The sequence below is a fragment of the Streptomyces sp. NBC_00091 genome (genome assembly GCF_026343185.1).
GTDB lineage: Bacteria > Actinomycetota > Actinomycetes > Streptomycetales > Streptomycetaceae > Streptomyces.
In genome coordinates, this window is record NZ_JAPEMA010000001.1 from 1,374,222 (window position 1) to 1,398,498 (window position 24,277).

19 protein-coding genes are annotated in these 24,277 nt (G+C 74.1%); 5 read left to right on the plus strand and 14 right to left on the minus strand.

The genetic code is table 11. The features are described from left to right. Positions 1 to 24 precede the first annotated feature (24 nt). A complete protein-coding gene (locus tag OOK34_RS05845; protein WP_267036637.1) occupies positions 25 to 3,579 on the minus strand; it encodes a UvrD-helicase domain-containing protein in 3,555 nt (1,184 codons plus the stop codon). A 318-nt stretch (positions 3,580 to 3,897) separates the two neighbouring features. Beyond that, on the minus strand, positions 3,898 to 4,245 hold the full coding sequence (locus tag OOK34_RS05850) for an MGMT family protein (RefSeq protein ID WP_323183400.1): 348 nt from the start codon (positions 4,243 to 4,245) through the stop codon (positions 3,898 to 3,900). A gap of 119 nt (positions 4,246 to 4,364) precedes the next feature. On the opposite strand from OOK34_RS05850, the gene OOK34_RS05855 reads away from it, so the two are divergent. Both OOK34_RS05855 and OOK34_RS05860 read left to right on the plus strand, forming a co-directional pair. Beyond that, positions 4,365 to 7,103, plus strand: a complete 2,739-nt coding sequence (locus tag OOK34_RS05855) for a lysylphosphatidylglycerol synthase transmembrane domain-containing protein (RefSeq protein WP_267032796.1) — start codon at positions 4,365 to 4,367, stop codon at positions 7,101 to 7,103. 63 nt (positions 7,104 to 7,166) lie between these two features. Beyond that, on the plus strand, positions 7,167 to 8,720 hold the full coding sequence (locus OOK34_RS05860) for an alpha/beta hydrolase (protein WP_267032797.1): 1,554 nt from the start codon (positions 7,167 to 7,169) through the stop codon (positions 8,718 to 8,720). Between the two features lie 53 nt (positions 8,721 to 8,773). On the opposite strand, the gene moeZ is transcribed toward OOK34_RS05860, so the two are convergent. From moeZ to OOK34_RS05915, 12 genes are all read right to left on the minus strand, one after another. Continuing rightward, positions 8,774 to 9,952 (minus strand): adenylyltransferase/sulfurtransferase MoeZ, encoded by a 1,179-nt coding sequence (gene moeZ / locus OOK34_RS05865; RefSeq protein WP_267032798.1) that lies wholly within the window; start codon positions 9,950 to 9,952, stop codon positions 8,774 to 8,776. Positions 9,953 to 10,015: 63 nt separating this feature from the next. Beyond that, positions 10,016 to 10,771, minus strand: coding sequence for a spherulation-specific family 4 protein (locus OOK34_RS05870; protein ID WP_267032799.1), 756 nt, complete (start codon positions 10,769 to 10,771; stop codon positions 10,016 to 10,018). Further along, positions 10,759 to 11,760 carry an NAD-dependent epimerase/dehydratase gene (locus OOK34_RS05875; protein WP_267032800.1) on the minus strand — a complete coding sequence of 334 codons (1,002 nt, stop codon included), beginning with the start codon at positions 11,758 to 11,760 and terminating at the stop codon, positions 10,759 to 10,761. Before OOK34_RS05875 ends, OOK34_RS05870 begins: the two co-directional genes overlap by 13 nt. A gap of 31 nt (positions 11,761 to 11,791) precedes the next feature. After that, entirely contained in the window at positions 11,792 to 12,790 is a 999-nt protein-coding gene (locus OOK34_RS05880; RefSeq protein ID WP_267032801.1) for a hypothetical protein, read from the minus strand. After that, positions 12,787 to 14,397, minus strand: a complete 1,611-nt coding sequence (locus OOK34_RS05885; RefSeq protein WP_267032802.1) for a DUF3492 domain-containing protein — start codon at positions 14,395 to 14,397, stop codon at positions 12,787 to 12,789. The genes OOK34_RS05880 and OOK34_RS05885 overlap by 4 nt, the downstream gene beginning before the upstream one ends. Before the next feature lie 176 nt (positions 14,398 to 14,573). After that, entirely contained in the window at positions 14,574 to 16,217 is a 1,644-nt protein-coding gene (locus tag OOK34_RS05890) for an ABC transporter ATP-binding protein (RefSeq protein WP_267032803.1), read from the minus strand. Then, the gene (locus OOK34_RS05895) at positions 16,214 to 17,206 is read right to left on the minus strand and encodes an ABC transporter permease (RefSeq protein ID WP_267032804.1); all 993 of its coding nucleotides are present in this window, start codon (positions 17,204 to 17,206) and stop codon (positions 16,214 to 16,216) included. The genes OOK34_RS05890 and OOK34_RS05895 overlap by 4 nt, the downstream gene beginning before the upstream one ends. Beyond that, complete coding sequence (locus OOK34_RS05900; RefSeq protein WP_267036638.1) at positions 17,203 to 18,132, minus strand: ABC transporter permease; 930 nt, start codon at positions 18,130 to 18,132, stop codon at positions 17,203 to 17,205. Before OOK34_RS05900 ends, OOK34_RS05895 begins: the two co-directional genes overlap by 4 nt. A gap of 53 nt (positions 18,133 to 18,185) precedes the next feature. Continuing rightward, positions 18,186 to 19,928, minus strand: a complete 1,743-nt coding sequence (locus OOK34_RS05905) for an ABC transporter substrate-binding protein (protein ID WP_267032805.1) — start codon at positions 19,926 to 19,928, stop codon at positions 18,186 to 18,188. A 215-nt stretch (positions 19,929 to 20,143) separates the two neighbouring features. Further along, positions 20,144 to 20,239, minus strand: a complete 96-nt coding sequence (locus OOK34_RS35330; RefSeq protein WP_323183401.1) for an Ms4533A family Cys-rich leader peptide — start codon at positions 20,237 to 20,239, stop codon at positions 20,144 to 20,146. A gap of 69 nt (positions 20,240 to 20,308) precedes the next feature. After that, on the minus strand, positions 20,309 to 21,703 hold the full coding sequence (locus OOK34_RS05910) for a DUF3152 domain-containing protein (protein ID WP_267032806.1): 1,395 nt from the start codon (positions 21,701 to 21,703) through the stop codon (positions 20,309 to 20,311). Positions 21,704 to 21,708: 5 nt separating this feature from the next. Next, complete coding sequence (locus tag OOK34_RS05915; RefSeq protein WP_267032807.1) at positions 21,709 to 22,704, minus strand: alpha/beta fold hydrolase; 996 nt, start codon at positions 22,702 to 22,704, stop codon at positions 21,709 to 21,711. Between the two features lie 132 nt (positions 22,705 to 22,836). Between OOK34_RS05915 and OOK34_RS05920 the strand changes: the two genes are divergently transcribed. From OOK34_RS05920 to OOK34_RS05930, 3 genes are all read left to right on the plus strand, one after another. After that, positions 22,837 to 23,052, plus strand: coding sequence for a hypothetical protein (locus OOK34_RS05920; RefSeq protein ID WP_267032808.1), 216 nt, complete (start codon positions 22,837 to 22,839; stop codon positions 23,050 to 23,052). 157 nt (positions 23,053 to 23,209) lie between these two features. After that, the gene (locus OOK34_RS05925) at positions 23,210 to 23,848 is read left to right on the plus strand and encodes a TetR/AcrR family transcriptional regulator (protein WP_267032809.1); all 639 of its coding nucleotides are present in this window, start codon (positions 23,210 to 23,212) and stop codon (positions 23,846 to 23,848) included. Positions 23,849 to 23,968: 120 nt separating this feature from the next. Continuing rightward, the gene (locus OOK34_RS05930) at positions 23,969 to 24,196 is read left to right on the plus strand and encodes a DUF3107 domain-containing protein (RefSeq protein ID WP_267032810.1); all 228 of its coding nucleotides are present in this window, start codon (positions 23,969 to 23,971) and stop codon (positions 24,194 to 24,196) included. The last annotated feature ends 81 nt before the right edge of the window (positions 24,197 to 24,277 follow it).

The following is a 24,277-nucleotide window of genomic DNA, read 5'->3' on the forward strand; positions in this document are numbered from 1 at the left end:
CCACCGACACTCCCTGCCGCCGTCTCATTCCACGGTCTGGCGGCCCTCGGGCAGGGCGCTGCACGCACTGCGGAAGGTGCAGCGGGTGCAGTGTTCGCCGGTGGCGGGGGCGAACCGTTCGTCCAGCACCCGTCCGGCGGCGGTGGCCAGCAGGTCGCCGACCCAGGCCCCGGAGGAGCCGCCGGACAGCGGTTCCTGCGCCTGGATCTTCGGGACCTCCTCGCCGCCGTCCTTCTTCGCGGCGCCCTGGCGCAGCTGGACGAGTTCGGCGCCGCCCGGTTCGGGGCGCAGCCCGTCGAAGACCTCGTCGACGGCTCCCTCGCGGACGGCGAGCTGGTACACGGCGAGCTGCGGGTGGCGGGCGACCTCGTCCCTGGTCGGGGCGCCCTTGCCGGTCTTGAAGTCGACGACGTAGGCGCGGCCCTGGGCATCGGCCTCGACCCGGTCCATGGAGCCGCGGATCCGTACGGCGTACTCGCCCGCGTCGAGGGTGACGTCGAAGTCGTGCTCGGTGGCCACGGAGGCCCGGCCGCCGCGGTCGGTGGTGTGCCAGCGCAGGAAGCGTTCGAGGGCGGCGCGGGCGTTGTCCTTCTCCTGGCGGGACTTCCAGGGGGCGTCGAAGGCGAGGGCGTCCCAGACGGAGTCGAGGCGTTCCATGAGGACGGCGAGGTCGGCGGGGGTGCGGCCGGAGGCGACCTCGTCGGCGAGGACGTGGACGACGTTGCCGAAGCCCTGGGCGGCGGTGGAGGGGCTGTCGGCCTTGACCTCGCGGCCCAGGAACCACTGGAGGGAGCAGGTGTTGGCGAGCTGCTCCAGGGCGCTGCCGGACAGGGCGACGGGCCGGTCCCGGTCGCGGAGCGGCACGGTGGAGGCGGTGGGCTCGTACAGGCCCCACCAGCGCTGCGGGTGCGCGGCGGGGACCAGCGGGCGGTCCTCGTCGTCGGTGAGCGCGGCGAGGCGGGCGAGGCGCCGGGCGGCGGCGTCGCGCAGGGCGGGCGAGGCGTCGGGGTCGACGGTGGTGGCGCGCAGTTCCGCGACGAGCGCCGGGACGGCGAGGGGGCGGCGGGGGCGGCCGGTGACGTCCTTGGGGGTGACGCCGAGTTCGGTGAGGAAGCGGGAGGGCTGGTCGCCGTCCTCGGCGGGGGCCTTGACGGCGGTGACGACGAGGCGGTGGCGGGCGCGGGTGGCGGCGACGTAGAAGAGCCGCCGCTCCTCGGCGAGGAGGGCGCCGGGGGTGAGGGGCTCGGCGAGGCCGTCGCGGCCGATGCGGTCGGCTTCCAGGAGGGAGCCGCGGCGGCGCAGGTCGGGCCAGAGCCCCTCCTGGACCCCGGCGACGACGACGAGGCCCCACTCGAGGCCCTTGGAGCGGTGCGCGGTCATGAGCCGTACGGCGTCGGAGCGTACGGCCCTGCCGGTGAGGGTGTCGGCGGCGATGTCCTCGGCCTCGAGCTGCTCGAGGAAGTTGAGGGCGCCGCGGCCGCCGGTACGTTCCTCCGCGCGGGCGGCGTTGTCGAAGAGGGCGCAGACCGCGTCGAGGTCCCGGTCGGCGTTGCGGCCGGCGGCGCCACCGCGGCGGGCGCGGCGTTCGAGGCGCTGCGGCCAGGGGGTGCCGTCCCAGAGGGTCCACAGGGCCTCTTCGGCGGTGCCGCCGCCCTGGAGCAGCTCGCGGGTCTTGCGCAGGAGCAGGCCGAGGCGCTGCGCTCCGCGGGCGTAGGCGGGGTCGTGCGCGGTGAGCCGCTCGGGCTCGGCGAGGGCGCGGGCCAGCAGGACGTCGGAGGGCGCGGGGACGGTGGCCCCGGCGGCCCGCTCCTCGTCGCGCAGCGCGCGGCCGAGCCGGCGCAGGTCGGCGGCGTCCATCCCGCCGAGGGGTGAGGTGAGCAGGGCGATGGCCGCCTCGACCCCGACCCACCCGTCGCCTCCGGCGGTCCCGGGGACGTCGTCGCCTGCGGCGGACCCGGCGTCCGGCCCCGACGCGTCGCCGCCGACGGCGCCCGGCCCAGCCTCGGGCTGCACCGCCGCCGGGCCGTCACCGGCCCCGTCCGGGCCCGCCCCCTGGGCGGGGGCGGCCGGGCGCTCGGCGCCCGCGTCGGCGGGGCCGACGGGTCCGGCCTCGGCGGGGCCGGGGGTGCCTTCGCCGGCCGGCACGGGCAGGCCCGTACCGGCGGGGTCGGCCCCGGCCGGGTCTCCGGCCGGGGCCGGAACGGGGGTCGCCGCGGCGGCGGAGCCGGCGTCAGCGGCCGGCTCGGCGCCCGCCGGACCGCCGGCGGCTGCCAGGGAGGGCTCGGGTCCGGCCGGGGTGGTGGCGGCTGTGGCGGTGATGCGGAGGGCCGTCAGGAGGGGGGATACGGCGGGTTCGTGGCGCAGGGGGGTGGCCGCGGCGTCGGTTTCCGCGGGGACGCCCGCCGCGATCAGGGCGCGGCGCATCGCCGGGAGGGTCCGGCCGCCGGCGCGGACCAGGACGGCCATGTCCCGCCAGGGCACGCCGTCCTCCAGGTGGGCCCGGCGCAGGATGTCGGCGATGTTGTCGAGCTCGGCGCCGGCCGTCGGGTACGTGTACGCCTCGACCCGGCCGCCCTCCCGGGCGGGCTCCAGCGCCCGGTGCGCCCGGACGGCGTCGGAGGGCAGGCGCGGGACCGGCATGCGGGTGGTCAGCAGGCGGGTCGCGGCCAGCAGGGCGGAGCCCGAGCGGCGACCGACCGTCAGCGCGCGGACCGCCGCGCCCGGGAAGGCCGACTCGAAGTCGAGGATGTTGTTGATGTCGGCGCCCCGGAAGGCGTAGATCGACTGGTCGGGGTCGCCGAAGGCGACCAGCGTCCCGGCCGGGCCGTTCAGCGCGCGCAGCAGCCGCAGCTGGGAGGCGTCGGTGTCCTGGTACTCGTCCACGAGGATCACGTCGTACGCGGAGGCGAGCGACGGGGTGCCCTCCGCCAGCAGGACGGCGCGGTGGAGGAGTTCCGCGTAGTCCAGGGAGCCCTGGAGGTCGAGGACGTCGAGGTACTCGGAGAGGAAGGCGGCGGCCGCCTTCCAGTCGGGGCGGCCGATGCGATCGGCGAAGGCGGCCAGGGCCTCCGGGCCCAGGCCCAGCTCACGGGCGCGGGCCAGGACGGCGCGCACCTCGTCGGCGAACCCGCGCGTGGTCAGCGCGGCCCGCAGGTCGTCCGGCCAGCGGATGGAGCGCTGGCGGCGCTGGCCCTCCAGCAGGGTGCGGACCATCACGTCCTGCTCCGGCCCGGAGAGCAGCCGCAGCGGGTCCGCGAACAGCTCGTGGTCCTGGTGGGCGCGGACCAGGCCGTAGCAGAAGGAGTGGAAGGTGGTGGCCTGCGGGGCGCGGGCGCCGCCGAGCCGCAGGGCGGCGCGGTCGCGCAGCTCCACGGCCGCCTTCCGGCTGAAGGTGAGGATCAGGATGCGGGCCGGGTCCGTACCCGCCTCGACCCGGGCGGCGGCCGCCTCGACGAGGGTGGTGGTCTTGCCGGTGCCCGGTCCGGCGAGCACCAGCAGCGGCCCGCGGGTGTGATCAACCACCGCGCGCTGCGCTGCGTCCAGAACAGGGACAGCCACCTGCTGCGGCCCGGTACGCACCAGGCGGTACGCGTCAGGGGTCCGCGTACGCCGCTCCGAGCGGCCGGGAGAAGAGGTGATCACGTGAGGTGCCGGTCCTGGTGGGTCTGCGGTTGCTGCGGTCTCGACGTCGGTGACGGTCGCGGTGGCGCTGTCGGTGGCGGTCTCGGCGGCGGTCGGGGCGACCACGGCCGCGAACGCCGAAGAGGCAACGCTACGCCAACCGCGCGGCCCGCCGCAGTCCGTCCCGGCGGGGCGGGGCGTCGCCCCGGAGGCCTCCGGTGTCGTCCTCCGTACGGGCCTTCGACCACCCGTCCGCATCGTGGATGGCCGAAGCTGTCAGGTGTGAGCCTCGTCGCCTCCGTCCCCCTCGTCCCGCCCGTCCCAGCGGGCCCGCCGCATGGCCAGCCGCGGCTCGCCGGAGGGGGTCTCGCGCAGCGGGGTGCCCTCGGCCCGGTAGTGCTCCAGGGCGCGCCGCTCGCTTCCTGGGAGGGGTACGCCGTCCGCCCGCACCACGCGCCACCAGGGCACGGCTCCTCCGTAGAGGGCCATGACACGCCCGACTTGGCGCGGTCCTCCCTCGCCGAGCCACTCCGCGACGTCCCCGTACGTCATCACCCGGCCGGGCGGAATCCGCTCGGCGACCTCCAGTACCCGCTCCGCGTACGCGGGCAGCTCTTCGCTCATTCGGCACATGGTGCCGGATGCCCCGGCCGGTCCGGCGGAAGCCTTCCTTCCGTACCGGCGCGCACCCTGATGCCCCGCTCGGCCGCCGGTCCGTGCCACCATCTTCCGGGCGGTGACTGGTGATACGTGATCAAGAAGAGACGGATGTGACGGCGAAGGAGCGGGGTGTGAGCCCTCCGGACGGCGCGGCGAGGGGCGACGACGCGCGCCCGGACGACGAGGCGCGCGCGGCCGGCGCCGGCCGGCCCGACGAACCGCACCCCGACGACCCGCCCGGCCACACCCCGACGGCGGCCGACCGCGTCGAGGTGGACGAGCCGCTGCTCGCCGCCCGCGTGCACCGCCCCTCCGACCTCGTACGCCTCCTCGCCGGGATCCTCGGCATCGCCGTCGTGCTCGGCATCGCCGCCTTCGCCCACGGCACCACCGCCGGCCTGGCACAGGACATCAAGCAGGGCACCGGCCAGGCACCCGACCTGCTGATCAAGGTCGCGGGCCTGGTGTCCAGCATCGCCGTGCTCCTCGTACCGGTGGCCTTCGCCATCGAGCGGCTGATCAAACGCGACGGACTGCGCATCGCCGACGGCGTCCTCGCGGCCGTCCTCGCGCACGGGGTGACCCTCGCCACCGACCTGTGGGTCTCCCAGGCCGCCCCCGACACCATCCGGGAGGCCCTCACCCGCGCCACGGGCACGGCGGGCGCCTCCACGGACCCGGTGCACGGGTACCTCGCGCCCGTGATCGCGTACATGACCGCCGTCGGGATGACCCGGCGGCCGCGCTGGCGGGTCGCGCTGTGGGTGGTGCTGCTGCTGGACGCCTTCGCGATGCTGGTCAGCGGCTACACCACGCCGTTCTCGATCATCCTGACGGTGCTGCTCGGCTGGAGCGTCGCGTACGGAACCCTGTACGCGGTCGGCTCGCCGAACGTCCGGCCCACCGGGCAGAACCTCCTCGCCGGCTTGCGCCGCGTCGGCTTCCAGCCGGTCAGCGCGATGCGCGCGGAGTCGCCCGACGGGGACAGCACGGAGGTGGGCGACCGGGGCCGCCGGTACCACGTCACGCTGGAGGACGGCCCACCGCTGGACGTCACCGTCGTGGACCGCGAACAGCAGGCGCAGGGCTTCTTCTACCGGGTCTGGCGGCGGCTGACCCTGCGCGGGATCACCACCCGCCGCAGCATCCAGTCGCTGCGCCAGGCCCTCGAGCAGGAGGCCCTGCTGGCCTACGCCGCCATCGCGGCCGGGGCCAACGCGCAGAAGCTGATCGCCACCTCCGAGCTGGGCCCGGACGCCGTGATGCTCGTCTACGAGCACCTCGGCGGCCGGAACCTCGACGCCCTGCCCGACGAGGAGATCACCGACGAGCTGAGCCGCAACGCTTGGGAGCAGGTACGGGCCCTCCAGTCGCGCCGGATCGCGCACCGCCGGCTCACGGGGGACGCGCTGGTGGTGGATCGTTCCGGCAAGGTGATCCTCACCGACCTGCGGGGCGGTGAGATCGCGGCGGGCGACCTGGTGCTGCGGATGGACATCGCGCAGCTGCTGACCACGCTCGGCCTGCGGGTCGGCGCGGAACGGTCGGTGGCCTCGGCGGTGTCGGTGCTCGGGCCGGACGCGGTGGCGGACTGCCTGCCGATGCTCCAGCCGATCGCGCTGAGCCGCTCCACCCGGGCGACCCTGCGCAAGCTGGCCCGGGAGCGGGCCGACCGGCAGCGCGAAGCCGTACTGGAGTCCTCGCGGGCGGCGAAGGCGGCCCGCGAGGCCGACGCCGAGGCCGCGCAGGCCAGCGCCGCCGCCGACCGCAAGGCCGAGAAGCGGGCGCTGGACGACGCCCTCGAGGGGGCGCGCGAGGAGGACCTGCTGAGCCAGATCCGCCAGCAGGTGCTGCTGATCCGCCCGCAGGCGCCGGTGGAGCCGGCCCGGCTGGAACGGATCCGGCCGCGCACGCTGGTGTCCTTCATCGCGGGCGCCTTCGGTGCGTACTTCCTGCTCACGCAGCTGGCCCACGTGGACTTCGCGACCATCGTCGGGCAGGCGCAGTGGGGCTGGGTCGGGGCTGCGCTGGCCTTCTCGGCGCTGACGTACTTCGCGGCGGCGATGAGCCTGCTGGGCTTCGTACCGGAACGGGTGCCGTTCCTGCGGACGGTGGTCGCGCAGGTCGCGGGGTCCTTCGTGAAGCTGGTCGCCCCCGCGGCGGTCGGCGGTGTCGCGCTGAACACCCGGTTCCTCCAGCGGGCCGGCGTCCGGCCGGGACTGGCCGTGGCGAGCGTCGGCGCTTCGCAGCTCTTCGGGCTGGCCAGCCACATCCTGCTGCTGCTGTCCTTCGGCTACCTGACGGGTACCGAGAAGACCCCGGAGATGACCCCGTCCAGGACGGTCATCGCGGGCCTGCTGACGGTGGCGGTGCTGGTCCTCGTCGTCACGGCGGTGCCGTTCCTGCGGAAGTTCGTGGTGACCCGGGTACGGGCGCTGTTCGCGGGGGTGGTGCCGCGCATGCTGGACGTGCTCCAGCGGCCGCAGAAGCTGATGACCGGCATCGGCGGGATGCTGCTGCTGACCGGCTGCTTCGTGATGTGCCTGGACGCCTCGATCCGCGCCTTCGGGGGCGGGGAGGCCATCAGCTACGCGAGCATCGCGGTGGTGTTCCTCGCGGGCAACGCCCTCGGCTCGGCGGCGCCGACGCCGGGCGGCATCGGCGCGGTGGAGACCACGCTGACGCTGGGGCTGATCGCGGCGGGGCTGGAGAAGGAGGTCGCCATCTCCGCGGTCCTCCTCTTCCGCCTGATGACCTTCTGGCTGCCGGTGCTGCCCGGGTGGCTGTCGTTCAACTTCCTGACGCGCAAAGAAGCCATCTAGGCCGGGTCCCCCGAACGGGTCAGCGCGCGGGCGGGGGCGGGGGCGGGCGCACAGGATGGGGACATGCCGAGAAACGTCCTGCGGGCCGCCACCGCCACCGCGATCGCCGCCGCGCTGCTCACCACCGGCGCCTGCTCCGACGGGGACAGCAGCGGCGGGAAGAGAACGAGGACCGGCGGCGCCAAGGACGCCAAACCCCTCTCCTGGGGCGGCTGCGACGCCCCCACGGCCGCCGAGGGCGGCGGGCAGGCACCCGGCCAGGACTGGCAGTGCGCCACCCTCGACGTCCCGCTCGACTACGCCGAACCCGAGGGCGAGATGATCCCGCTCGCCCTGATCCGCGCCAAGGCCCGGAACAAGGCCAAGCGGCTCGGCTCGCTGGTGTTCAACTTCGGCGGGCCCGGCGGTTCCGGGATCGCCACCCTGCCCGGCGCCGCCAAGGAGTACGAGGCCCTGCGCGCCCGGTACGACCTGGTGAGCTTCGACCCGCGCGGGGTCGGCCGCAGCGCCCCCGTCCGGTGCGAGAACGACCGGCAGCTGGACGCGTACTACGCCCAGGACTCCTCCCCCGAGACCCCGGAGGAGGAGAAGGCCTTCCTCGACGGCATCCGCGCCTACCAGCAGGCCTGCCGGGCGAATTCCGGCAAGGTGCTCCCGTACGTGGGCACCGAGAACGCCGCCCGCGACCTGGACCGCATCCGCCAGGCCCTCGGCGACGAGAAGCTGAACTACTTCGGGATCTCCTACGGCACCGAACTCGGCGGGGTCTACGCCCACCTCTTCCCGAAGAACGTCGGCCGGGCCGTCTTCGACGCCGTCGTGGACCCCACCAAGGACGCCGAACAAGGCGCGCTGGGCCAGGCGAAGGGCTTCCAGCTGGCCCTCGGCAACTTCGCCCAGGACTGTGTGAACCGCGGCGACCGCTGCCGGCTCCAGGGCAGTACCGCCAAGGAGATCGAGGACAACGTCATCAAGCTCCAGAAGGACCTGGCGGCCAAGCCCATCGCCGGCATCGGCGGCCGGCAGCTCACCGAGTCCCAGGCGACCAACGGCATCGCCCAGGCCCTGTACTCCAAGGAGCTGTGGCCGCTGCTGGAACAGGGCCTGGACGAGGCCGACGGCGGCCAGGGACAGCTGCTGATGGCCCTGTCCGACGCCCTCAACGGCCGGGACCAGAACGGCCGGTACAGCAACATCGGCGCGGCCAACACCGCCATCAACTGCGCCGACTCCAAGGAGCGGTACACCTTGGAGGACACCAAGGCCGGGCTGCCGGAGTTCCGTTCGGCCTCGCCGGTCTTCGGGGACTTCCTCGGCTGGGCCATGATGAGCTGCACCGACTGGCCCGTGGCGGGGGCCTGGAAGACCCCGGACGTCTCCGCCCCCGGCGCCGCGCCGATCCTGGTGATCGGCAACACCGGTGACCCCGCGACCCCGTACGAGGGCGCGCGCAAGATGGCGGAGCGGCTCGGCAAGGGCGTGGGCGTGGAGCTCACGTACAAGGGCGAGGGGCACGGCGCGTACAACAGCGGCGACCGGTGCGTCCAGGGCGCGGTGAACGCGTACCTGCTGGACGGGAAGGTGCCGGGCGCGGGCACCGTCTGCACCGCGGCTTAGGAACGCCGAAGGGGCCGTACCCGGCGAGCGGGTACGGCCCCTTCGGGGCGCTGCTAGTAGACCGGCTTCTCGGGCTCGATCTGGTGGACCCAGCCGATGACGCCGCCGCCGACGTGCACCGCGTCGGCGAAGCCCGCGGACTTCAGGACCGCGAGGACTTCCGCACTGCGGACACCCGTCTTGCAGTGCAGGACGATGCGCTTGTCCTGCGGCATGTCCTGGAGGGCGGTGCCCATCAGGAACTCGCCCTTGGGGATCAGCTTCGCGCCGGGGATCGAGACGATCTCGTACTCGTTCTTCTCGCGGACGTCGATGATCTCGATCGGCTCGCCCTCGTCGATCCACTCCTTGAGCTGCTTGGGAGTGATCGTGGAGCCGGCGGCGGCCTCCTGGGCCTCCTCCGAGACGACGCCGCAGAAGGCCTCGTAGTCGATGAGCTCGGTGACGGTCGCGTTCGGACCGCAGACCGCGCAGTCGGGGTCCTTGCGGACCTTGACCTGGCGGTACTGCATCTCCAGGGCGTCGTAGATCATCAGGCGGCCGACGAGCGGCTCACCGACTCCGGTGAGGACCTTGATGGCCTCGGTGACCTGAATGGAACCGATGGACGCGCAGAGCACGCCCAGCACGCCGCCCTCGGCGCAGCTCGGGACCATGCCCGGCGGCGGGGGCTCCGGGTAGAGGCAGCGGTAGCACGGGCCGTGCTCGGACCAGAAGACCGAGGCCTGGCCGTCGAAGCGGTAGATCGAACCCCACACGTACGGCTTGTTCAGCAGCACGCAGGCGTCGTTGACCAGGTAACGGGTGGCGAAGTTGTCCGTGCCGTCGACGATGAGGTCGTACTGGCTGAAGATCTCCATCACGTTCTCGGCTTCGAGCCGCTCTTCGTGAAGGACCACGTTGACGTACGGGTTGATGCCCAGCACGCTGTCACGGGCCGACTCGGCCTTGGAACGGCCGATGTCCGCCTGGCTGTGGATGATCTGACGCTGCAGGTTCGACTCGTCGACCTCGTCGAACTCCACGATGCCCAGCGTGCCCACGCCGGCCGCGGCCAGGTACATGAGGGCGGGGGAGCCGAGGCCGCCCGCGCCCACGGCCAGCACCTTGGCGTTCTTCAGGCGCTTCTGGCCGTCCATCCCGACATCCGGGATGATCAGGTGGCGGGAGTACCGACGGACCTCGTCAACGGTGAGCTCAGCAGCTGGCTCTACCAGGGGTGGCAGCGACACGGGGACTCCGTAGATGGGTAAGTCTGAACGGTGGTTCTTCCCGTAACACTGCCACGCCCTCCTTCATTCCGAGACACCCGGTCCGATCCGCGAGACGAATTCGTCCCAGTACCCGGGCATCGAGGCCCACGGATCACGGTCCGGGGCGCCCCTGCGGTCGGTGAACCAGATGGTCCCGGCGCCCTGCCAGCGGGCGATGCGGACCGCCTCCTCCAGGTGGGTGCGGGGCACCCCGTGGACGAGGTGGCAGAACCGCTCGGGCGGGTGGTCGGCCGTCCACTCCGCCACCTGCGACCAGCGGTAGTCGGCCCAGGCACCCGAGAAGGTGACCAGCTGGTCGGCGGCCTCCACGTACCCCTCGTAGGGGTGCGTACCGTGTCCCAGGACGATCCGCAGGCCCTCTCCGAGTCCGCGCAGCGCGTCGGTCACCCGGCGGACGGAGGCCAGCTCGGCCCGGTCGGCGGGGGCGCCGGCCAGGTAGAAGCCGCCGACCCCGTACCAGTCGCGGAAGCGGTGCGCGTCGGAGACCAGCTCCCCGAAGGACCGGGAGCCGTCCCGCATGGCGAGATGGCCCAGGACCACCCCGCCCGCCGCCCGGAGCTTCCCGGCCGCCTCCGTGCAGTGCGGGTCGGGACGGCCGCCCGGGCCGTCCGTGACATTGAGCACGGCCCAGTGCAGCGGGGTCCCGGGGCGCGTCAGCTCGGCCCACTCCACGGGGGCGAGCAGCGGATGCGCGTAGCCGGGGATGCCCAGGCCGAGCCGGCCGGCCTCGGTCGCGGCCGTCGCCGTGGCCCCCGGCGGGGTGGTCAGATACGGCACGCCGCCTCCATCCAGATGTCCGCGAGGGATTCCTCCAGGTTGATCCGGGGGCGCCAGCCGAGCCGGTCGCGGGCGGTGCGGACATCAGCCTGCTGCCAGGCGCCGCAGCCGTCGGGGTACGGGTAGGGCTGGGGGGCCGCGGCGAGCTGCTCGGCGGTGGCCTCGGAGCGGGGGGAGCCGATGGCGGCCAGCCCCTGCGGCCGGCCGGGGTGCCCGTGCCGGTCGCCGCCGTGCGGTACGTCCAGCTCGTGCAGGGCGCCGCCGTATCCGGCGACCCGGGCGAGGACGGCCGCCGCGTCGCGCAGCCGGACCGCGCGGCCGGTGCCGATGTTGACGACCCCCTGGGCGGCGGACAGGGAAGCGGCGTGCACGGCCCGCGCGACGTCCCGTACGTCGACGAAGTCGCGCTGCACTCCGAGGCCGCTCAGCTTGAGCTCGCCGTCCCCGGACTGCATGGCCCGCCGCATGGCCTCGGCGAGCCGGCCCAGCGGGGAGCCGGCCGGGGTGCCCGGTCCGACGGGTGAGAAGACCCGCAGGACGACGGCGTCCAGACCGGAGCCGAGGACCAGTTCGGTGGCGGCGAGTTTGCTCACTCCGTACGGTCCGCCGGGTCTCGGCACGGCGTCCTCGGCCGTGGAGGAGCCGGGCTGGCTGGGCCCGTACTCGGCGGCGCAGCCGAGCTGGACGAGCCGGGCCCCGCAGCCGCTGCGGCGCAGGGACTCGCAGATGGTGGCCACGGCGACGGTGTTGTGCCGGGTCAGTTCCCGGGCTCCGCCCCGGGTGGCGCCCGCGCAGTTGATGACGACGCCCGGGTGGACGGCGTCCAGGAACCGGGTGAGCGCGCCGGGGCTTCCGGTGGCGAGGTCGAAGCGGACGTCGGCGTCGTCGCCGCGGCCGAGCGCGGTGAGCTGCACGGCGGGGTCGGCGAGCAGCCGGTCCGCTACGTAGCGCCCGAGGTAGCCGTTGGCTCCGATCAGCAGCACCCTCATCGCGCGGCCCCTCGGTCGATTGGCTGGCCGGTCATCCTGTTTCTCCTTGGTTTCGGTGGGGTCGGGGACGCGCGTGTGCGGAGGCACGGGACAGCGCGAGGAAGGCGTGTACGAGGAGTCCCGCCGCGGCGGCCGGCACCGCCGCCGGCGCCGGGACCAGGGCGAACGCCATGGCCAGGGCCACCGATGGGCGGTGGGCGCCGTGGCCGAGCAGCAGCCGGGCCAGGAACAGCAGCACCGCGAGCGGTACGGCCGTCCCCGGGGCGGCTCCGGTGAGCGCGGCCGCCCCCGTGGCGGCCGCGGTGAACAGCAGGAGGGTCCCGGCCAGCAGAGGCCGCGCCCCGGCGGCGAAGTCGTCCAGGGCCCGGCTCCCGGCGAGGCGGCGGCGCGCCCGGGCGGCGTAGAGGACCCCGGCGAGGTGTGCGGGGGCCACGGCCAGCGCGAGGGCCGCGCCGAGGGCTGGGCCGTGCCGGTGGACGGCCCAGCCGACCGCGGCCGCCGCCAGCAGGTGCGCGGCGTAGGGGAACCGGCCCCCGGCGCTCCGCCCGGGCCACACCAGCGCCCCGGCGGTGAGGAGCGCCGCGAGGGCCCCCGCCCCCGGCATCCCGGTGGCGGCCGCGCCGAGGGCGAGGGCCCCGGGCAGCAGGGCGTACCCGAAGCCGCGCACCGAGCGGGTCCCGGCCGGCGGCGGCGCGGGCGCGGCGGGCGGCGCCTCCCCGCGCGGGGTCCGGGCGTACAGCTCCTCGGCGAGGCCGAAGACGTCCCGGTGCCGGAAGCGCGCGGCGGTGCGGTCGGTGATCCCGTGCGCCTCCAGCCCGGCGGCGATCTCCAGCGGATCGACGGCCCGCTCGCACAACTCCCGGTGCTGATGCAGCAGCGCCTTGACGGGGTCCCCCGCACCCTTCCGCCGCCCCGCCCCGCCACCCAATCCAGCCCCGCCGCCCAACCCAGCCCCGCCGGCGTTTGAGGCGCGGGGGTCCGGGGGCAGAGCCCCCGGCAGCGGCGCCGCACCCGGGTCCAGGGCGGTCATACGGCGACCTCCGAAGCCGTACCGGCGGCACGGGCGACCCAGGGCCCGGCCACCCTCGCCTCCGCGGGCCACGCGAACGGCGCTGCGCCCTCCGCCCGCGGGGAACCGGTGGCGAGCAGCCGCAGGTAGCTCTCCCGGAAGGCCTCCACGTTCTGCTCGACGGTGAACAGCTCCAGCGCCCTGGCCCGCGCCGCCGCCCCGAGCCGCTGGGCCCGCTCGGGGTCCCCCAGCAGTGCGAGGCAGGCGTCGGCCAGTGCCCGCGGGTTGCGCGGCGGGACGACGAGCCCGGTCCCGCCGATGACCTCGCGGACCGCCCCGACGTCCGTGGACACGGTGGCCCGGCCGCAGAACATGGCCTCGGCCAGGGTGATCGGGAAGCCCTCGATCACCGAGGACAGCACCACGATCCGCCCGGCCCCGTACGCGTCGGCGGGCGAGGGCGCCCCGGGCCCGCCGATCTCCTCGAAGGTGACGGGGCTCTCCCCCACCGTCCGCGCGTCGGCGGCCTCGTCGGGGAACAGCTGGGCGGCCAGCGAGCGGCAGTCGGCGAGGTAGCCCGGCGCGGCCGCCGCGGCGAAGATCCGCAGCCGGGTGTGCGGCGCGGCCCGGCGGACTTCCGCGAAGGCGTGCAGCAGGGCGATCAGGTCCTTGGCGGGGCCGATCCGCCCGACCCACACCAGGGTGTCGGGGTCCCCGCACTCCGGGTCCTCCCCGACGGCGGCGAATCGGTCCGCCTCCATCCCCGGGTACACGGTCCGCAGCCGTTCCCGGGGCGCCCCGCACCGCTCCTGCCAGCGGCGGGCGTGCGCGTTGCCGGGGGTGAGCAGGTCGGCGCGGGCGTAGATCTCCCCGGCGAGGCGGATGTGGAAGGCGGCCAGCAGTGCGCGTACGGCGGGGCTGGGGGTTCCCGGCCCGCCGGGCCCGGGGGGAGCGTCGGGGCGCTGTTCCAGGTAGTGGGCGCGGAGCTGGACCCCGTACTCGGTGACCAGCAGCGGGACCCCGAAGAAGCGTTTGGCCAACAGCCCGGGGACGGCCGCCACCCCGCCGGCCGCGGCATGGCACACGTCCACCCGGCCGAGCCCGGGGTCCTCGTACCAGTCGAGGGACAACGGCCGCAGCGCACGCTCCAGTTCGTCCACGAACTCCAGCAGGTCCGTCACCCGCGCCGCCTGTACGGTGCGGCCGGCGCCCGGGGCCCGGCAGGCGGACTCCACCGCCCGCACGGCCGTCTCGGAGCGCAGGGCCGCGTACATCCCGCCCTGTTCGCGGGCGAGTTCGGCGAGCCCGTACAGTCCGGCGGCAAAGGCGTCGGGCAGGCCGGCGCAGATGCCCCGCACCAACTCCCCGAAGCACTCGGCGAAGCGCCGGCGCTCGCGGCGGGAGTGCGTCCGCCCGTCGTCGGCGGGGGCCCACAGCGGGGCGGTCCGCACCCGGGTGACGTGCCGCGGGAGCGGGACCCGGCCGCGCTCCTCCTGCTCGGCGCTGCGGCTCAGCGCGTACAGCTCGAACTCGTGCTGCGGCAGTCCGCGCACGAGCCGGTCGCACCAGAGCCTCGCCTCTCCCGCCGCATACGGATAACCACCTTCCGTGAGCAGTCCGATCCGCACGAGTGGCACCCCCGATCTCCCGTTCAGGCGGTCGCCGTCGGTCCGGTGACCCGCCGCGGGAGAACTCAAGCGGATGCGCCGGTGGCGCGACGGACGGTTGTCCGTCGCGCCACCGGAAGGGGTGAAGAGTCGTAACTTTCCCGTACGGTTCGCGTTCGAGCACGCTAAGAAGGGCGTTACGCGAAAGACTCCTGGCGTTCGGAGCGGCGCGCGGAGCGGCGTTCGGCGGCGAGGGCCGCGTCCGGTACGGGCACGGCGTCGAGCAGCTGCCGCGTGTAGGCGTGGGCGGGCCGCTCGTACACCTCGTCCACCGGGCCCTCCTCGACGACCAGGCCGCCGCGCATGACGGCGACCCGGTCGCTGACCTGCCGGACCACCGCGAGGTCGTGGGCGATGAAGACGAGCGCGATGCCCAGTTCCCGCTGGAGCTCGGCCAGCAGCGCCGTGACCTGTGCCTGGGTGGTGACGTCGAGGGCGGACACCGGCTCGTCGCAGACGATCAGCCGGGGCCGGGGGGCCAGGGCGCGGGCGATGCCGACGCGCTGGCGCTGGCCGCCGCTGAACTCGTGCGGGTAGCGGTCGTAGTGGCCCGGTTCCAGGCCGACGCGGGTCAGGAGTTCGCCGACCCGGGCCCGGACCGCGGCCTCGTCGCGCTCGCCGGCCGCGCGCAGCGGGTCGGCGATGGACTCGCCGACGGAGCGGCGCGGGTTGAGGGAGGAGACCGGGTCCTGGAAGACCATCTGGGCGCCCTCCGCGATCCCGGTGACCTCGGCTCCGGCGTGCCGGACCTGCCCCGAGCTGGGCTCCAGCAGGCCGACGAGCATCCGCCCGAGCGTGCTCTTGCCGCTGCCGCTCTCCCCTACGATGCCCAGCGTCTCCCCCGCCCGGACAGCGAGGGAGACCCCGCCGACGGCTTCGACGCGCCGCTTGCCGCGCCCGAACTCCCGGCGCAGCGCGAAGGCTTCGACCACGGGATCCTCCCGGCCGGCCGCCGGGCCGGTGGGCGTGCGGGGCGTGCGGGGCGCGTCCAGTCTCGGGACCGACTCCAGCAGGGCCCGGGTGTAGGGGGCCGACGGGGCGGAGAGGACCCGGTCCACCGGGCCCCGCTCCACGGCGGCGCCCTCCCGCATGACCAGCAGGTCGTCCACGCTCTCTGCCGCGACGCCCACGTCGTGCGTGACCAGCAGCAGCCCGAGGCCCCGTTCGGCGCGCAGCCCGTGCAGCAGGTCCAGGATCTGCGCCTGGACGGTGACGTCGAGGGCGGTGGTCGGCTCGTCGGCGATCAGCAGCCGCGGCTCGCAGGCCAGGGCCATCGCGATGAGGGCGCGCTGGCGCATGCCGCCGCTGAACTCGTGCGGCCGGGCGCGGGAGCGGCGTACGGCGTCGGGGATGCCTACGCGGTCCAGTACCTCGACGGCCCGGGCCCGGGCGGCCCGGCGGGAGGCCGCCGTGTGGGTGCGGTAGACCTCGGCGATCTGGTCGCCGATGGCGTAGTAGGGGTCGAGGGAGCTGAGGGGGTCCTGGAAGACCATCGCGGCGGCGGCGCCGCGCAGCTCCCGCAGGCGTGCGGGCGGGGCGGCGGCCACGTCGGTGCCGTCGACCAGGACGGTGCCGCCGAGCCGGGCTCCCGTGCCCCGGTGCAGTCCGAGCAGGGCGGCGGCCACGGTGGACTTGCCGCTGCCGGACTCCCCCACGAGGCCGAGGGCGCGGCCGGGTTCCAGGGTGAAGGAGACCCCGTCCACCGCCCGTACGTACTCCCCGGGGCCGCCGACGGGGAACTCGACCACGAGGTCGCGTACTTCCACGAGCGGGTCGGTCATGCGAGGGCCACCCTTCGGTCGGCGAGGGCATGGAGCAGGTCGGCGACGGCGCCGGCGATGACCACGGCCGTCCCGATGGCGAGGACGACGCCGACGACGACGGGCAGGTCCACGACGCGGACCCCGTCGATGAGGGTCTTGCCGAGTCCGGGGATGCCGAAGAGGGACTCGGTCAGCACCGCGCCGCCGATCATCGTGCCGAAGTCGACGGCGCTGAGGGCGATCACGGGCCCGACGGCCCCGCGCACCGCGTGCCGGGTGACCAGGGCCCGCTCCCCCACCCCGTAGGCGCGGAAGGTGCGGATGTGGTCCTCGGCGAGCGTCTCCAGGGTGGAACTTCGGGTGATGCGGGCGTACTTGGCGCTCTCGAAGAAGCCGAGGGTGGCCCAGGGCAGCAGCAGGTTCCAGGCCCACTGCTCGGGGTCCTCGCCGAAGGGCACGTACGTCGGGAAGGGCAGCCACTGGAGGTAGGCGCAGACGGCCATGAGCAGCAGCAGGCCGAGGATGAAGACGGGGGTGCCGGTGGCGGCGAGGGTCAGCACGGTCAGGGCCCGTTCGGTGAGCCCGCCCCGGCGGACCGCCGACAGGAGCCCGGTGCCGACACCGACGACGAGCCAGATCACCAGGGCGCCGAGGGCCAGCGAGAAGGTGGCGGGCAGCCGCTCCAGGATCAGCTCGGTGACCTGGCGGTCGTTCTGGTACGAGAAGCCGAGGCAGGGGGCGTCGCAGTGCAGTACGAGGCCCGCTCCGCCGGAGTAGTCGCGGCCGGCCACCAGCCCCTGGAGGAAGTGCAGGTACTGGGTGATGACGGAGTCGTTCAGCCCGAGCTGTTCGCGGACCTGGGCGATCTGCTGCGGGTTGCAGCGCTCCCCGCAGGCGAGGCGGGCGGGGTCGCCGGGGGCGACGTAGAAGAGGGCGTAGACGAGGACGGACAGGGCGAGCAGGACCAGCAGGGCCCCGCCGAGCCGTTTGAGTACGAAGCCGGTCATGCCTTGCGCTCCTTTCTGGTGCCGACCCGCAGGCGCGAGCCCTCGCGCGGGTCGAGGGCCGTACGGACGCCGTCGCCGAGGACGGTGAAGGCGAGCACGGTGACGAAGAGCAGCCCGGCGGGGAGCAGCACGTAGGTGGGGTCGGCGCGGAACCAGGTCTGCGCGCTGGACAGCATCTGCCCCCAGGAGGGGGTGGGGGGCTTCACGCCGACGCCGAGGAAGGACAGGGAGGCCTCGATCACCATGTTGGTGGGGACCTTGAGCGCGGCGAGGGTGATGACGGGCGCGGCCAGGGAGGGCAGCAGCTCGCGGCGGGCGATGCGCAGGGTGCCGTTGCCCGACAGCCGGGCGGCTTCGACGAAGTCCAGGCCGCGCAGGGCGAGGGTCTGGGCGCGGACCGTCCGGGCGGTGCCGCCCCAGTCGAGGACGCCGATGACGAGGATCAGCAGCAGCGGCCGCGGGAAGTCGGCCGGGACCACGGCGGTCAGCGCGATGGCGAGCACCAGCATGGGCAGGGCGATCAGCACGTCGGTGGCGCCGCCGACGATCCGTCCGAGGAAGCGGTTGCCGAGTGCGGCGGTGAGCCCGGCGGCGATGCCGAGGAGGATCTGCAGGGCCGTGGCGCCGAGGGCGACGAGCAGGGAGATCCGGGCTCCGTACAGGAGCCGGGTGAAGAGGTCGCGGCCGCTGCCCGGTTCGACGCCGAGCCAGTGCTCGGCGGAGATCCCGCCGAAGGAGCCGAGCGGGACCCCGCCGCGGGCGGAGTCGACGAGCTCGTCGTGGTAGGTGTTCGGGTCCTGGCCGGCGAGCTGCGCGAGCAGCGGCGCGGTGAGGGCGAGGAGGACGAGGAGGCCCAGGACGGCGGCCGCGCCGACGGCGGAGGGCCGTCGGCGCAGCCGCCGCCAGACCTGGCGGCCGGCGCCCACCGGGGCCGGGGTGGGGGCCCCGACCGCGGTGGGCGGCCGGCGGGTCGGGATTGTCACTTGACGGAGACCTGCGAGATGTCGAGGACGCCGGTCCAGTCGCTGATGACGACGTTCTTGACGTCCTTGCCGACGAGCCGCTTGTAGACCGGGTGGAAGAGCGGTACGTCGAGGGCCTGTTCGCCGGTCTTCTTGTCGAGGGCGCCCCAGCGCTTGCCGGCCGCCGCGAGGTCGGTGAGCTTGGCGATCTCGTCGATCTCGGTGTTCACGGCGGGGTCGTTCAGCTGCGCGTGGTTGTAGTTGGAGCCGTTGGTGACGATCTGCCGGCCGTCGAAGATCGGGGCGAGGAAGGGACCGCCGGAGGGCCAGTCGGCGCCCCAGCGGGACAGGAAGAAGCCGGGGGTGTTCTTGGCGTCCCAGCGGCGCTCGTTGAAGGCGTTGTTCTCCAGGCCCTCCAGCTTGACGGTGATCCCGGCGGCGGCGAGGGCCTGCTGCACGGCGGTGGCGACCTCGGGGCTGGTCTGGCGGTTCTGCGCGTTGGAGTGGGTCAGGGTGACGGTGAGCCCGTCGGGGAAGCCCGCCTCCTTCAGCAGCTCCTTGGCCTTGGCCGGGTTGCCCGTCTTGCCGGCCGGGAAGTGGTCGTAGGGCGTGTGGCCGAAGGCCTCGCGCTCGGGCAGGAAGGTGGTGGCCGGCTCGGCCAGCGCGGAGCCGCCGGCGGCGTTGATGACGCTGGTGCGGTTGATGGCGTACGAGATGGCCTGGCGGACCTTCGGGTTGTCGAAGGGGGCGACCTTCGGGTTGAAGGCCAGGTAGTTGACGTAGCCGAAGTGGCCGGTGCCGACGCGGCCCGCCAGTTCCTTGTTGTCGCCGATCTGGGCGAGTTCGGCGGGGCCCAGGTTGGTGTCGGTGGTCACGGCGGCGGCGTCCGGGCCGGAGCTGGTGGACAGCCGCTGGTTGATGACGGCCGCGTCGAGCCCGGAGCGGACGTCGATCCGGTCCGGGTAGGCCTTGCGCTCCGGGTCGCTCGATTCGTCCCAGTGCTCGTTGCGTTCCAGCAGCAGGGTCTCGCCGTCGTTGGTGTTCTTGGCGACCTTGTACGGGCCGGAGGACAGGGGGTGCTCCTCGTACTTCACGCCGGTGTCCTTGGCCTTGGGCACGGGGGCGAACTGCGTCTGGGTGGCGAGGAAGGGGAACTCGCCCTCGGGCTTGCGGAGTTTGAAGACGATGGTCTTCGCGTCCGGCACCACGATGGAGTCGAGGCCCTTGCCGCCGTCCTTGTACGGGCCCTCGTAGGTCTCCCCGCCGATCAGCCAGTCCCGCAGGTAGGGGGCGCCGCCCGACAGTTCGGCGGCGAAGGAGCGCTCGATGGCGTACTTGATGTCGGCGGTGGTGATCGGGCTGCCGTCCTCGTACTTGAGGCCGTCCTTGAGCGTGTACGTCCACTCGGTGGCGTCCGCGTTGGGCCTGCCGAGGTCGGTGGCCAGGTCGGGCACCACCTTGGCGCCGGCCGCGCCTTCCTCGCGGTTGCGGGTGGTCAGGGTGCGGAAGACCAGCGAGGGAACGTTTCCGCCGCCCGAGGTGTAGAGCCGGGCCGGGTCGAAGTCGCTCTGCGGCTCGTTGTTGAGGACGGTCAGGGTGCCGCCCTTCTGCGGGGCGCCCGCAGCGCCGGGCTTGCCGCCGGATCCGTCGCCGGACCGGTCCGCCGCACCCTTGGGCCCGCACGCCGCGGCGCCCCCGGCCAGTACGAGGCTGACGGTGACCGCGGCGATGCGGCGCGATATGTGGGACTGACGGAGCATGGGAGAAGGGACCTCTCGGCGTGAAGTGGGATGCGGCAGGGGCCACGCGAGGGGCGACGTCCGGGATCACCGGCGGAGATCGATCACACCGGGAAGACAAAAGGCCGCACCTGCGGGCAGGGAGAACACCCGGGCGCGGCGAAGCCATGGAGAGAAAAGGGGGGCGCGCGCTCAGGCTGGGGGTACCTCCCGGGCCGCCAGGCCCAGGGGGAGCGTCAGCAACAGGAGATGTCGGCCACGCTGTGCCCGGCCACACCGAGGAGCGCCAGCTCGAAAGCGGCGCTCGCGACGGTGGTGTGGCGGTGCGACATGCGGAGAACAATGACCGATCAGCGGACGGCTGTCAACGAAGGAACCGGCCCGCCGCCTGCACCGTTCGGTCAACTCCCGGGGAAGACCCAGGGGTTGGGGCGGCAGCGGATGTTGTCGATGTCGAGGGACTTCGTCTGCTGCTGCATGATCGGCGCGAGGGCGCCCGGGGTCTGGCAGCTCACGTGCCCGTGTCCGAGCCGGTGTCCGACCTCGTGGTTGATGAGCATCTGCCGGTAGGCGAGCATCTGGTCCGCGCCGAAGGTCTGCGAACCCTGGCCCCACCGGAAGGCGTTGATCATCACTCGCTCGGTGCTGGCGGAGTCGCAGGAGACGTTGTCGACGGTGGTGTCCAGCCCGGACTTCGCGCACCAGACGCCGGTGGTCCCGGGACTGGCCAGGGTGATCACGAAGTCGGCCTCGCCGCCCGGTACCCGCTCGAAGGTCATCGCGTCGCCGTGGGCCCAGCTGCGCGGGTCGTTGAGGGTGCGCTGCACGGCGTCGGCGAACAGCTGGGGGTCCATGCCCAGGCCCTGCTCCACGTCGACCCGGTAGCGCACCCGTTTCCCCTTGCCCGGGGCCTTGGCGATGCCGGCCACGGTGTCGAAGGTCCCCGGGCCGGTGAGCTTCGCGTCGATGGGCAGCTGCTGCGCCATCTGCTGCTCGTACGTCGGCGGTTGCGCGGCCGGGGCGGCGGGCGGCGGGGAGGCGGGGGTGGGACGGCCGTCGGAGCGGCTGGCGGGGGACCGGTCGGCCTGGGTCCGCTGGGGGGCGTCGTCCCCGGCGGCGCGGGCGCCGCCGTCGGCGGAGTCGTTCTCGGTGGCCACCTGGCCGGCGACGACGACGGCCAGCACGGTGGTGACGGCCGCCGCGGCCATCCCGGTGTACGTACGGAACTTCGTGCCGCGGGCGGCCTCGGGGGCCGCGGGCGCCTCGGGCGTGCGGGGGCCGGGCACCCGGCGGTGGGAGCCGGTCGAGGTGAGCGGGTCGCGCGGGGCGGGCGGCGGGGAGTCCGCCGCGGTGCGGGGGACGCCGCGCCAGTCGCCGTAGACGGCGGCGGGCGCCGGGGCCTGCGCCCGCGCCTGCGCCGGGCCGGCGCCCCAGGCGCCGCCCGCTTCGCGCTGCTCGGGATGGCCGCCGGGGCGGACCGGGGGCGCGTACCCCTGGTGGCCGACGGTGGGCTCGGCGGACCGGTGGCTGCCCGGCGGCTGCGCGTAGGGGGCGGGCTCGTACGGATCGGGCGCGTACAGATCGGTGTCGTAGGCCTGGGGCTCGTACGCCTGCCGCTGGTAGGGAAGCGGCTCGTAGGCCTGCCGCTCGTAAGGCTGGTGTCCGTAAGGCTGGTGTTCGTACGCCGGTGGCGCGTACGCCTGCGCGTAAGGCTCCGGCTCCGGATCCGGCTCCGGCGCCACGGGCGCCGGCTGAGGACGGGCGGGGGCGGGGGCCTTGCGACTATGTCGTCCCACGGTCCTCAGCCTTTGCCGTCTTCGGTACTTCGGTCGGTTTCCCGCTCGGTGGTGTCGCGCATCAGCTCCCGGAAGGCCGCAGCCACCACCTCGGGGTACTCCATCATCGCCACGTGCCCGGCCTCGGGCAGGCTCAGCAGCCGCGATCCCCGGAAGGAAGCCGCGGCCTTCTGCGCCATGCGGTACGAGACCAGCTGGTCGCGACCACCGTAGACCAGCAGGGTCGGCGCGAGCACGCGCTGCGCCTGGCGCCACAGTCCGTGCTGGCCGCCGAGGGTGTACGCGTCGACGATCCCGCGCGAGGAACGCGTCATGGCGTCCCAGAAGTAGGGCAGCGCCATGCGCCGCTCCATCTCCTCGACGGCGGCCCGGAAGCCCTCCGCCGTCACCCGTGAGGGGTCCCCGTAACAGAGGTCCGTCACTCCCCGGGTGCGTTGTTCGGCCGTCAGCTCCCGGGTGAGCCGCCCGAACAGCGCGGCCACTCCGGGCAGGGCCAGCAGCGCGGTGGGCACGGCCGACTTCTGCACGCGCAGCTCCGGCAGCGCGGGCGAGACCAGCGTCAGGGTGCGCACCAGGTCGGGGCGGACGGCCGCGACCCGGGTGGAGACGGCCCCGCCGAGGGAGTTCCCGAAGAGGTGCACCGGTCCGCGCCCGGCGGCGTCGAGGTGGCGGATGACGGAGCGGGCGAGCGCGGTCACCGAGTAGTCCCGGTCGGCGGGCGGCGGGGACCAGCCGAAACCGGGGAGGTCCACGGCCTCGCCGTCGACGCTGCCGGCCAGCCGCTCCATGAGCTCCGACCAGTTCTGGGAGGAACCGCCGAGTCCGTGCACGAAGAGCGCGGGCGGCAGGCCCTCGCTCAGCGGTGGCCGGAAACGTACGTTCATCTCCAGGCCCGGCAGCGCGACGGTGCGCAGCCGCTCCCCATCGGCCACGCGGACGGCTCCCACCTGGGAGGCCGGCTCGGCGGTGGATCGTACGCCCGGCGGCTCGGTCGAAGACATGGGCCAATGTTACGAGAGGATCACGCTCGACCCCTTGTCTTCTCTTGTGTTGGCGGTCACAGGACCGCCTGGCGTCGCACCCCCGATCCTCCTAGGCTCGTAGTGAGTACGAGCGAAGGCGAGGGGAGCGCGATGACTGTCGACCCTGCGGAACCGGACACCTTCCGGGAGAAGTTCCGGGACGACCTCGCCGACGAGGCACCGGAGGCGGACGCTGCCGAGCAGCTCACCGACATCCAGCCGCAGGAGGATGACCCGCTCGTCGGCCTGGATGCGGGTGAGGCCCCCGAGGCGGACGCCGCCGAGCAGGCCCGGGTGGTCCCGCTGGACGAGGAGGACTACCGCTGAGCGGCTCCTACGGGCGCTGACCAGCGTGTCAGGCATGTGTCCAGGTGGTCCGTACCGCGAGAAAACTCGGCTTGAACCCACCAGATTCGGTTACCGAAAAGTACGATGGCGGCGCGGCGCAGAGCGCACTGTGTTCTTGAAGAAAGTGGGAGGCGGCGTGACAGCCATCGAGCAGACCGAGGCAGCGCGTCCGCGGGGCACGCGACTGCCGCGCCGTGCCCGGCGCAACCAGCTGCTGGGCGCGGCCCAGGAGGTTTTCGTCGCGCAGGGTTACCACGCCGCGGCGATGGACGACATCGCCGAGCGCGCCGGCGTCAGCAAGCCGGTGCTGTACCAGCACTTCCCCGGCAAGCTCGACCTCTACCTCGCGCTGCTGGACCAGCACTGCGAGGCGCTGCTCAGCGCCGTGCGCACGGCGCTGGAGTCCACCACGGACAACAAGCTGCGCGTGGCCGCGACGATGGACGCCTACTTCGCGTACGTCGAGGACGAGGGCGGCGCCTTCCGGCTGGTCTTCGAGTCGGACCTGACGAACGAGCCGGCGGTGCGCGAGCGCGTCGACCGGGTGTCCCTCCAGTGCGCGGAGGCCATCTCGGACGTCATCGCCGAGGACACCGGCCTGTCGAAGGACGAGTCGATGTTGCTGGCCGTGGGCCTGGGCGGGGTCTCGCAGGTCGTGGCCCGGTACTGGCTGTCCAGCGAGAGCCCGGTCGCCCGGGACACGGCGGTCGGCCTGCTGACCTCGCTGGCCTGGCGCGGCATCGCCGGTTTCCCGCTGCACGGCACGGAGGCCTGACCGGCCGTTGTTCGCTGCGAGCGTGTCCGCCGCGAGCAGATCGTGTCCCCTCTCCGGGCTAATGTGGACCGGGTACGGCGCGGCTGATCGCGCGAACCGGACCGTCGGAGGGACAAAGCCGTGGAGGTCAAGATCGGCGTGCAGCACGCACCCCGGGAGATCGTGCTGGAGAGCGACCTGAGTGCCGAGGAGCTGGAGGCCATCGTCGCCGCCGCGCTGTCCGGCACGGCGCCGCTGCTGAGCCTGACCGACATCAAGGGCCGCAAGGTCCTGGTGCCGTCCGACCGCCTGTCGTACGTCGACCTGGGCGAGCCGAGCGTGCGCAAGGTCGGTTTCGGAGCGCTCTGAGGCTCTTCGAGGCACCGAGAAGCGAAGGAAACGGCCCGGCGGATGGTTCCGCCGGGCCGTTTCCCTGTCTTCCGCTTCGGG

Coding starts and splice junctions, on each gene's coding strand:
- OOK34_RS05915 (WP_267032807.1), bottom strand. CDS start 22,704: ATGTCTTCGACCGAGCCGCCGGGCGTACGATCCACCGCCGAGCCGGCC.
- OOK34_RS35330 (WP_323183401.1), bottom strand. CDS start 20,239: ATGTCGCACCGCCACACCACCGTCGCGAGCGCCGCTTTCGAGCTGGCG.
- OOK34_RS05920 (WP_267032808.1), top strand. CDS start 22,837: ATGACTGTCGACCCTGCGGAACCGGACACCTTCCGGGAGAAGTTCCGG.
- OOK34_RS05905 (WP_267032805.1), bottom strand. CDS start 19,928: ATGCTCCGTCAGTCCCACATATCGCGCCGCATCGCCGCGGTCACCGTC.
- OOK34_RS05895 (WP_267032804.1), bottom strand. CDS start 17,206: ATGACCGGCTTCGTACTCAAACGGCTCGGCGGGGCCCTGCTGGTCCTG.
- OOK34_RS05850 (WP_323183400.1), bottom strand. CDS start 4,245: ATGAGCGAAGAGCTGCCCGCGTACGCGGAGCGGGTACTGGAGGTCGCC.
- OOK34_RS05880 (WP_267032801.1), bottom strand. CDS start 12,790: ATGACCGCCCTGGACCCGGGTGCGGCGCCGCTGCCGGGGGCTCTGCCC.
- OOK34_RS05860 (WP_267032797.1), top strand. CDS start 7,167: ATGCCGAGAAACGTCCTGCGGGCCGCCACCGCCACCGCGATCGCCGCC.
- OOK34_RS05890 (WP_267032803.1), bottom strand. CDS start 16,217: ATGACCGACCCGCTCGTGGAAGTACGCGACCTCGTGGTCGAGTTCCCC.
- OOK34_RS05875 (WP_267032800.1), bottom strand. CDS start 11,760: ATGAGGGTGCTGCTGATCGGAGCCAACGGCTACCTCGGGCGCTACGTA.